We start from the raw sequence: 9082 nt of genomic DNA, 5'->3' as shown, positions 1-9082 counted from the left end.
ATGAAGCCAGTAATATTCGTCGGTTATCTTTGCTGGTATACGTGGGTTGCTAGTTGCCTAGCCTATCCAACCTTACTGTTTGCGACGTTGTACCTATCTTCTCTCTATGCTCGGGGATTATTGTAAGCCGTAGCCATCAATACCAATCCAACACTTGTCGAAGGTTGTACCGCTTCCGCGGCCTGACCCAACACATTAACTCAAAACCTTTTATGATGCCGGCGTGCGCTACGCAGGCACTCTTGCTAATCGTTTGCGAATATCAACAGCAGGCAACACAATTTGCTTAGCAATCGCCCAAATATAGGCCACCATTTCTCTAGCAATAGCCACTTTAATGACGTTGTGATGTTTACCTTTCTGCATCAATCTTTGATAGCGCTGACACAGCCTAAGCTGTGCTTTCCAAGCGGTATCAATCACTATTTTAGGCAATCCTTCTTGTCGCCGTTGATGCTCTTTAGACACTTTTGCGGGGTGACGATAACTTTGCGCACCCTCGATTAATAGTCGTCGTGCCCGAACATTACCAGTTTTAGTAATGTTGCCGAGTTTTCGCTTGTCGCCACTAGAATGCTCACTAGGTACTAAGCCTAAAAAACTCATGAGTTGTCTAGGATGCTCAAATCGAGTGAGGTCACCTAGTTCAGCCACCATACCAGCAGCGACGAGCAAGGCGACACCGCGCATGGCTTGAACGGCTTTCACAACGGGAAAGTATCGCCACTGCAGAATGTGGTGAGCAAGTTGATTGTCTAGCCGTTCAAGCCGAGCAATCCGCTCACCAATGGTATTGAGACTTTCTTGCAACACAATGTGCTGAGCGGGATGGGGCAGCACTAACTCAGCCAACCATCGTAAATGTTTAGCCGACCAATTTGCGGTGCCAGGGTAGTTAATGTCATTGCGCAGTAGTAACGCTTTTAATTGTCTTCGGGCATCATTTAAGTCCCGCATAGCAATTTCACGGATGCGAGATAAATCTCTGACGGCTTCATCTTCGGGCTCGGGAACGTAGATGGGTGACACATCACAGTTCTTTACAGCATAAGCGAGCTTGAGAGCATCACGCTTATCTGTTTTGATTTTATCACTGGGTTTTTTAGGAATGAGTGATGGCGCAACAACGTAACATGGGTGGCCTAAGGAAGTAATAAGCCGGTATATCCAATACCCACAAGGGCCTGCTTCATAAACAAAATGCAAAGTCGCATTAGGAAACTTAGATTCAAATTGTCGAATAAGCTTTTTAATCGACGCTTTTGCGGTGGCAATTCTGCCATGCTGGGTCGCCTTACCTTGAAACCCATCTTCTAGCGAAGCGACTTCAATAAACTCTTTATGAGTATCCATTCCAACGAAAACTATGCTATTTTTAGTCATGCTGACCTCCAGTATTTAATGGTTCGAACATTAATTATGGCTCTGGTCTCGTTTTAAACGCAACTAACCCACGATATCTGGAGGTCAGTACCTTATGAAGAGTCATTATGTCTATGTTTCTTTTAGCACCGTAATTATAGATTGAGGCCTAAATGAAGAAAGTTTTAGTTTTGTTGTTTTTTTTCGCTTTTTTAATGAGTGCTTGTGCTGTTGGAAATAAGCCATTCGCTGAGCGATTGAATAATCGTGTTGGTACAAAAAGCTCCTACTTAGATCCTACTAGATTTGGAAACGCAGGTGATTTGATTCGAGCTGATTATTTGGTTCAAGGCGATGGGTTTACCCATATCTCTGAAAACGATAATGGTGATATTGTTCAACATTGGTTTATCAGTGAAGTACTTCCAAATTTCATGGGCGAAGCAGCATGGGTTGGTAAATGTAAGATAATTTACGTTGTAGACCCAGAAACTAATATAATTAAAAGTTGGGATTATGATACAGGCTCAAACCCGCAAAGCTGTCGAGATTGGCCGTAATGAAACATAAATCGGGTAGCCAGAGGTTTCTAACCTCCAGCCCCCACAACACCCTGCATGCGGCTCCGCACAGGGCGTTTCACTTAGAATGATGAAGTGGAATCCAACCATCACGCAGCGAATAAAGCCCTTCAGATTTTAAGTAATCAAGCGATAATGCTTGATTGATCCCTGGAGATTTAGCGCTACGCCATGGCCCTTTGCTGGTAGTGCCACTCGCCACTGCGGCGTTTATATTTGCGCCCAACTTCAATAGCATACTTATTTTGGTGCGTGGTTTTCGCCACTGTCGCCAGTAGGCCATTCTTACTCTGCGCCTGATCCAATGATCTAGATCGACGCATCGTTGATAGCCACTCGCTATTCCAAAATAATTTATCCAGCCTCGTAAATATTGGCTGAGTTTATAAAGTTGGTAACGCATCGACACGCCCCAGTTGCGGTTCGTTAACCTTCTGACCTGTTGCTTAAACTTCAGCACGGTCTTGGGATGCCAATGAATGTGTCCTCCCTTGAATGTGAATCCAAGGAACTTGCTTTCATTGGTCTTAACGACGTGGCTTTTGACCGAGTTAACGATCAGTTTCAGGTGGTGACTCAGGAATCTGCTGATGCTGCCCAGCACGCGTTCACCCGCACGAGGTGACCTTACCAATATTGTGAAGTCATCCGCGTAGCGGGCAAACTTGTGACCTCGTTTCTCAAGTTCTTTGTCCAAAGGGTCGAGCATGATGTTCGCTAAAAGCGGCGATAAAGGACCGCCTTGAGGGACACCTTCTCGGCTTTCACTATAAAACTGGTTATCGATAACCCCAGCTCGCAAGTAGCGTTTAATCAATTTAAGCAATCGCTTATCCTTAACTTTATAGCCAAGGTAAGTCATGAGTAAATCGTGATCAACGCGGTCAAAGAACTTAGACAGATCGACATCAACTGCAAAACGGCGTCCCGTTTTAATAATGCCCTGTGCCTGTTTCACCGCTTGTTGCCCATTTCGCTCCGGCCTAAACCCAAAACTGTTGTCTGAGAAGGTTGGGTCGAAAATAGGCGTTAGCACTTGCGCAATTGCTTGTTGGATAACCCTGTCGATGACGGTAGGAATACCCAATTGGCGTTTACCGCCATCGGGTTTATCAATTTCCACGCGCCTAACAGGTGAAGGTTGGTATTGTTCTGAACGAAGCTCAGTCATAATACGTTTCCAATTACCCGCTTTTGCCCAAGTCGGGAAGTCATCAATGGACATACCATCAATGCCAGCGGCTCCCTTATTGGCTCGAACCCGTTTCCATGCAGACAGAATATTGTCTGCTTGAAGAGTACGTTCAAGTAAATCTACACCAAAGGCTGGCTGCTCATCAATACGCTGAGTCACGTCGCTACCGTTCGGCATTCGTGTGTTCAAGTTTAACAAGGCTCCTCCTTTATTCTATGTGTTTCGGCCTTCACCGTGTCCCAACCATTACGATGGGCATTTGGCTACTATGCCGTCTGCTGACTTCTGCTTAATCACCTTCAAGGTTGCCCCTAAAAGCGCTGTCGGTTTTCATCTTTTCGCTTTTACTAGTCGATGACGCTAGTAAACCTAGGCACTTATATACCAGAGCCTGACTGGTTATTTACCGATCGCTTGTTAAGCAGATCTCCCCAGATAAGGACGTGAACTTTCCCTGCACTGCTGCATCATTTACGGTGGCCGTTAAATCACATGGCTTCGATATCTTTGGCTATCTCGCCTCCAGCCTACGCCTCATATGATGTTCTTGTTCATCAGCTCGCAGTTTTGCGTCCGGCTTCCTTCAGACAATCCCTCGCGGTTTTGCCCTTGCCATTCGCTAGTAGTTAGCGTTTAATAACAATCAAGTTAAGTAAACGGTGACTTTCCTACAGAGGACTTTCACCTCATTAGTTCACGCCCATGCTGGGCGTACCAAAAGATTGAAGTCGGATAAAAACAAGAGCGGTTTTTACCGCTTAATCGGGTGTTAGGCCTCACGTCTTGTTTTGTGTTGCGCATCGCGCTACAATTTAACTATGATAAAAACGTTTAAGCATAAAGGACTAAGGTTGTTTTACGAAAAAGGTAAAACATCTGACATTCAAACACATCATGCAAAAAAGCTTCGTATGCAGCTTGCAGCAATTAATACTGCGCAGGAAATAGGAGATATAGATATTTCAGGATTTTCACTTCATAAGCTAAAAGGTGAACGAGCAAATATATGGTCTATATCGGTAAACGGAAATTGGCGAGTTACTTTTGAGTTCAAGGATGGTAATGCTTACATTCTAAATTATGAGGATTATCACTAATGAATATGCATAACCCGCCACATCCTGGCGAATTTATAGAATCAATATACTTGGAACCCCATGGCATTAGTTGCCGGACTCTGGCGACTCATTTAGGTGTTGCAGCTTCTACCTTAAGTAGAATAGTGAAAGGTAAAAGTGCAGTCACTCCGGAGATGGCGCTGCGTTTATCAAAAGCCTTGGGGAGAACGCCCGAGAGTTGGTTGAGTATGCAGGACAACTATGAGCTATGGCAAGCAAAGCAAAGTCTTGATTTAGAGACAGTTCAGCGGCTAGATCTGAATGCAGCCTAACAAAACTATCAACCGGATTTGTGGAAAAACGCCACAAACCGGTTATAGCAAGTGTTAATTGCCCCGGTTTTTTCTAGATAAGGGAAAGATTTATTAAGCATTAGCAACAATATCTTATCCGTTCTGCAAGATGCGCGAGCATAGATAAGTTGTCGAAACTTCTTTTTAATTTGATACAAAAGGAGGTTGTTTTTTCAAGGTTGTTTGTCGGCAGGCTGTGAATTTGCATTATTCGTCAACACTCAGTAGATTTAAAAAAGAGTAAACTAAAAGTGCGAGCCGCTAGGTAATATTTAAATCGCTGCAGTTTCACAGGAACGCGCTTAATGAGAGTGCTTTTCGTCGTCGTTTGGTGGTTTTATTGAGGGTAGCTTCGCTAACGCTACGCACCAAGGATTTAAGGGAGTAAATTATGCGGGCAAGAATTAACAAAAGCATGAAGACGGATTTGTCAGAAAAGCGCTGCCAAACCGCTTATGCAAGTTGTTAATTGCCCCGGTTTTTTCTAGATAAGGGAAAGATTTATTAAGCATTAGCAACAATATCTTATCCGTTCTGCAAGATGCGCGAGCATAGATAAGTTGTCGAAACTTCTTTTTAATTTGATACAAAAGGAGGTTGTTTTTTCAAGGTTGTTTGTCGGCAGGCTGTGAATTTGCATTATTCGTCAACACTCAGTAGATTTAAAAAAGAGTAAACTAAAAGTGCGAGCCGCTAGGTAATATTTAAATCGCTGCAGTTTCACAGGAACGCGCTTAATGAGAGTGCTTTTCGTCGTCGTTTGGTGGTTTTATTGAGGGTAGCTTCGCTAACGCTACGCACCAAGGATTTAAGGGAGTAAATTATGCGGGCAAGAATTAACAAAAGCATGAAGACGGATTTGTCAGAAAAGCGCTGCCAAACCGCTTATGCAAGTTGTTAATTGCCCCGGTTTTTTCTAGATAAGGGAAAGATTTATTAAGCATTAGCAACAATATCTTATCCGTTCTGCAAGATGCGCGAGCATAGATAAGTTGTCGAAACTTCTTTTTAATTTGATACAAAAGGAGGTTGTTTTTTCAAGGTTGTTTGTCGGCAGGCTGTGAATTTGCATTATTCGTCAACACTCAGTAGATTTAAAAAAGAGTAAACTAAAAGTGCGAGCCGCTAGGTAATATTTAAATCGCTGCAGTTTCACAGGAACGCGCTTAATGAGAGTGCTTTTCGTCGTCGTTTGGTGGTTTTATTGAGGGTAGCTTCGCTAACGCTACGCAACAAGGATTTAAGGGAGTAAATTATGCGGGCAAGAATTAACAAAAGCATGAAACGGATTTTGGCAAGAGCGGCCAAAACCGCTTATGCAAGTTGTTATAGCTCTAGTCAATCCAGTGTTGACGGTACTACTAATTAGTACTATTATTCCAAAATGAAAAGAAAACACCAAAAGACCTTAGCCCTTATTTTTGCGCGCCCTGTCAGTGGCAATGTGAAATGGAAAGACATTGAGCAGTTATTTGTTGAGCTTGGAGCAGAGATAATTGAAGCTGAAGGTTCAAGAGTTGGTGTAAGGCTTTTCGGCGATAGACGCGTGTTTCATCGACCACATCCAAGCCCTGATACTGATAAAGGTGCGGTGACTAGCGTCAGAAAATGGTTAGAGTCAAACGGGGTGAAACCATGAAAAACATCATGAATATAAATGGCTATGATGCCGTGATTAACTACGATCCAGAAATTGAAATGTTTAGAGGCGAGTTTATAAACCTAAATGGAGGCGCAGACTTTTACGCTGCCGATATAAAAGGCTTGCAAGAAGAGGGATCAACTTCATTGAAGGTGTTTCTAAAAATGTGCGAGGAAGATGGCGTCTCTCCTAAGAAAAATTATTCAGGTAAATTCAATGTTCGTATAAGTCCAGCTCTACATGAACATTTGGTTATAAAGGCCTCGGCAACCGGGAAAAGTATTAACCAAATTGTTGTAGAGTCGTTATCAAACAACGTCGGTAGCGAGCTATAACAAATCGATGAAGACGGATATCTGGGAAAAGCGCCCAGCTACCGCTTATCGAAAGTGTTGGTATGACTCTTCATGTCAAATAAAACGAGCAGATCCCGCCTTTTTTTTCAAAGCTTCTTAATTACAAAATAAATTGAGTTAATGCATCAGATGAAGCCAGTAATATTCGTCGGTTATCTTTGCTGGTATACGTGGGTTGCTAGTTGCCTAGCCTATCCAACCTTACTGTTTGCGACGTTGTACCTATCTTCTCTCTATGCTCGGGGATTATTGTAAGCCGTAGCCATCAATACCAATCCAACACTTGTCGAAGGTTGTACCGCTTCCGCGGCCTGACCCAACACATTAACTCAAAACCTTTTATGATGCCGGCGTGCGCTACGCAGGCACTCTTGCTAATCGTTTGCGAATATCAACAGCAGGCAACACAATTTGCTTAGCAATCGCCCAAATATAGGCCACCATTTCTCTAGCAATAGCCACTTTAATGACGTTGTGATGTTTACCTTTCTGCATCAATCTTTGATAGCGCTGACACAGCCTAAGCTGTGCTTTCCAAGCGGTATCAATCACTATTTTAGGCAATCCTTCTTGTCGCCGTTGATGCTCTTTAGACACTTTTGCGGGGTGACGATAACTTTGCGCACCCTCGATTAATAGTCGTCGTGCCCGAACATTACCAGTTTTAGTAATGTTGCCGAGTTTTCGCTTGTCGCCACTAGAATGCTCACTAGGTACTAAGCCTAAAAAACTCATGAGTTGTCTAGGATGCTCAAATCGAGTGAGGTCACCTAGTTCAGCCACCATACCAGCAGCGACGAGCAAGGCGACACCGCGCATGGCTTGAACGGCTTTCACAACGGGAAAGTATCGCCACTGCAGAATGTGGTGAGCAAGTTGATTGTCTAGCCGTTCAAGCCGAGCAATCCGCTCACCAATGGTATTGAGACTTTCTTGCAACACAATGTGCTGAGCGGGATGGGGCAGCACTAACTCAGCCAACCATCGTAAATGTTTAGCCGACCAATTTGCGGTGCCAGGGTAGTTAATGTCATTGCGCAGTAGTAACGCTTTTAATTGTCTTCGGGCATCATTTAAGTCCCGCATAGCAATTTCACGGATGCGAGATAAATCTCTGACGGCTTCATCTTCGGGCTCGGGAACGTAGATGGGTGACACATCACAGTTCTTTACAGCATAAGCGAGCTTGAGAGCATCACGCTTATCTGTTTTGATTTTATCACTGGGTTTTTTAGGAATGAGTGATGGCGCAACAACGTAACATGGGTGGCCTAAGGAAGTAATAAGCCGGTATATCCAATACCCACAAGGGCCTGCTTCATAAACAAAATGCAAAGTCGCATTAGGAAACTTAGATTCAAATTGTCGAATAAGCTTTTTAATCGACGCTTTTGCGGTGGCAATTCTGCCATGCTGGGTCGCCTTACCTTGAAACCCATCTTCTAGCGAAGCGACTTCAATAAACTCTTTATGAGTATCCATTCCAACGAAAACTATGCTATTTTTAGTCATGCTGACCTCCAGTATTTAATGGTTCGAACATTAATTATGGCTCTGGTCTCGTTTTAAACGCAACTAACCCACGATATCTGGAGGTCAGTACCTTATGAAGAGTCATTATGTCTATATGCTAAGTGGTACAGGTGTTTCATTGTGGAAATTGGTTTATACTTTGAATCGTTAATGTATTTAATCGGAGAAGCTAATGAAAATTGACTCTCTTACTACAAACGAAAAGGTTGTTTTGGCGCAGCAGCTTTGGGATTCAGTTGTGGCTAATGAGGACTCTTTGGAAGTTTCAGCGAATCAGAAAGCTGAGTTAGGCAGAAGAGTCTCAGAGTTTGAATCTGATGGAAATACTGGAAACCCATGGGCATCAGTTAAAACGAGGATTCTAAATAAATAATGTTTGAAAACGTAAGGATACGACCAGAGGCAGAATTGGACTTGCAGGATGCATATTCTTATTTTGAACAATGCAGAATTGGCTTAGGGGCTGATTTTATGGAATGTGTGCAAAGTGCATTGGCAAAGATTTCCTCAAATTATCAGCATTATCCCTTAGTTTACAAATCTATTAGACGCATCTTAGTACGGCGTTTTCCTTATGCAGTATTTTTTAAAAAAGTTGACGATATCATTGTCGTGTTTGCTGTTCTGCATTGTGTAAGAGAGCCGAGGACTTGGCGTGCACGCACATAACAAAAACATCAAGACGGATTTTCACGAAAAGCGCTGCCAAACCGCTTATGCAAAGTGTTGGTATGACTCTTCATGTCAAATAAAACGAGCAGATCCCGCCTTTTTTTCAAAGCTTCTTAATTACAAAATAAATTGAGTTAATGCATCAGATGAAGCCAGTAATATTCGTCGGTTATCTTTGCTGGTATACGTGGGTTGCTAGTTGCCTAGCCTATCCAACCTTACTGTTTGCGACGTTGTACCTATCTTCTCTCTATGCTCGGGGATTATTGTAAGCCGTAGCCATCAATACCAATCCAACACTTGTCGAAGGTTGTACCGCTTCCGCGGCCT

The 9082-nt window shown here is 43.2% G+C and carries 10 protein-coding genes; 7 read left to right on the top strand and 3 right to left on the bottom strand.

Annotation, left to right across the window (positions count from 1 at the left end):
- Positions 1–228 precede the first annotated feature (228 nt).
- A complete protein-coding gene (locus tag AC0L6H_RS21850; RefSeq protein WP_473391525.1) occupies positions 229–1383 on the bottom strand; it encodes an IS110 family RNA-guided transposase in 1155 nt (384 codons plus the stop codon).
- A 152-nt stretch (positions 1384–1535) separates the two neighbouring features.
- Between AC0L6H_RS21850 and AC0L6H_RS21845 the strand changes: the two genes are divergently transcribed.
- Positions 1536–1922, top strand: coding sequence for a hypothetical protein (locus AC0L6H_RS21845; protein WP_473391546.1), 387 nt, complete (start codon positions 1536–1538; stop codon positions 1920–1922).
- 79 nt (positions 1923–2001) lie between these two features.
- Here the strand turns inward: AC0L6H_RS21845 and ltrA are convergent, their stop codons facing one another.
- Positions 2002–3336 (bottom strand): group II intron reverse transcriptase/maturase, encoded by a 1335-nt coding sequence (ltrA, locus tag AC0L6H_RS21840; RefSeq protein ID WP_473390060.1) that lies wholly within the window; start codon positions 3334–3336, stop codon positions 2002–2004.
- Between the two features lie 620 nt (positions 3337–3956).
- Here ltrA and AC0L6H_RS21835 point away from each other — a divergent pair.
- The 4 genes from AC0L6H_RS21835 to AC0L6H_RS21820 all read left to right on the top strand — a co-directional run bounded on the left by AC0L6H_RS21835 (position 3957) and on the right by AC0L6H_RS21820 (position 6526).
- A complete protein-coding gene (locus tag AC0L6H_RS21835; protein WP_473391543.1) occupies positions 3957–4235 on the top strand; it encodes a type II toxin-antitoxin system RelE/ParE family toxin in 279 nt (92 codons plus the stop codon).
- Positions 4235–4528, top strand: a complete 294-nt coding sequence (locus AC0L6H_RS21830) for a HigA family addiction module antitoxin (RefSeq protein ID WP_473391532.1) — start codon at positions 4235–4237, stop codon at positions 4526–4528. The genes AC0L6H_RS21835 and AC0L6H_RS21830 overlap by 1 nt, the downstream gene beginning before the upstream one ends.
- Before the next feature lie 1405 nt (positions 4529–5933).
- Positions 5934–6188 carry a type II toxin-antitoxin system HicA family toxin gene (locus AC0L6H_RS21825; protein ID WP_473391542.1) on the top strand — a complete coding sequence of 85 codons (255 nt, stop codon included), beginning with the start codon at positions 5934–5936 and terminating at the stop codon, positions 6186–6188.
- Positions 6185–6526, top strand: a complete 342-nt coding sequence (locus AC0L6H_RS21820; RefSeq protein WP_473391540.1) for a type II toxin-antitoxin system HicB family antitoxin — start codon at positions 6185–6187, stop codon at positions 6524–6526. The genes AC0L6H_RS21825 and AC0L6H_RS21820 overlap by 4 nt, the downstream gene beginning before the upstream one ends.
- Positions 6527–6904: 378 nt before the next feature.
- Here AC0L6H_RS21820 and AC0L6H_RS21815 read toward each other — a convergent pair whose 3' ends face one another.
- Positions 6905–8059, bottom strand: coding sequence for an IS110 family RNA-guided transposase (locus AC0L6H_RS21815; protein ID WP_473391525.1), 1155 nt, complete (start codon positions 8057–8059; stop codon positions 6905–6907).
- A 193-nt stretch (positions 8060–8252) separates the two neighbouring features.
- Between AC0L6H_RS21815 and AC0L6H_RS21810 the strand changes: the two genes are divergently transcribed.
- Positions 8253–8453, top strand: coding sequence for an addiction module protein (locus AC0L6H_RS21810; protein ID WP_311360486.1), 201 nt, complete (start codon positions 8253–8255; stop codon positions 8451–8453).
- Positions 8453–8749 carry a type II toxin-antitoxin system RelE/ParE family toxin gene (locus tag AC0L6H_RS21805; protein WP_473391539.1) on the top strand — a complete coding sequence of 99 codons (297 nt, stop codon included), beginning with the start codon at positions 8453–8455 and terminating at the stop codon, positions 8747–8749. The genes AC0L6H_RS21810 and AC0L6H_RS21805 overlap by 1 nt, the downstream gene beginning before the upstream one ends.
- The last annotated feature ends 333 nt before the right edge of the window (positions 8750–9082 follow it).

Source organism: Glaciecola sp. G7-5 (assembly GCF_055808975.1).
This window is presented reverse-complemented; position numbering and strand designations above follow the sequence as displayed.

Bases quoted from the DNA above. Each gene is read 5' to 3' on its own strand.
- AC0L6H_RS21810 (WP_311360486.1), top strand. From the start codon at position 8,253: ATGAAAATTGACTCTCTTACTACAAACGAAAAGGTTGTTTTGGCGCAG.
- AC0L6H_RS21835 (WP_473391543.1), top strand. From the start codon at position 3,957: ATGATAAAAACGTTTAAGCATAAAGGACTAAGGTTGTTTTACGAAAAA.
- AC0L6H_RS21825 (WP_473391542.1), top strand. From the start codon at position 5,934: ATGAAAAGAAAACACCAAAAGACCTTAGCCCTTATTTTTGCGCGCCCT.
- AC0L6H_RS21820 (WP_473391540.1), top strand. From the start codon at position 6,185: ATGAAAAACATCATGAATATAAATGGCTATGATGCCGTGATTAACTAC.
- AC0L6H_RS21845 (WP_473391546.1), top strand. From the start codon at position 1,536: ATGAAGAAAGTTTTAGTTTTGTTGTTTTTTTTCGCTTTTTTAATGAGT.
- AC0L6H_RS21805 (WP_473391539.1), top strand. From the start codon at position 8,453: ATGTTTGAAAACGTAAGGATACGACCAGAGGCAGAATTGGACTTGCAG.
- AC0L6H_RS21850 (WP_473391525.1), bottom strand. From the start codon at position 1,383: ATGACTAAAAATAGCATAGTTTTCGTTGGAATGGATACTCATAAAGAG.
- AC0L6H_RS21830 (WP_473391532.1), top strand. From the start codon at position 4,235: ATGAATATGCATAACCCGCCACATCCTGGCGAATTTATAGAATCAATA.
- AC0L6H_RS21815 (WP_473391525.1), bottom strand. From the start codon at position 8,059: ATGACTAAAAATAGCATAGTTTTCGTTGGAATGGATACTCATAAAGAG.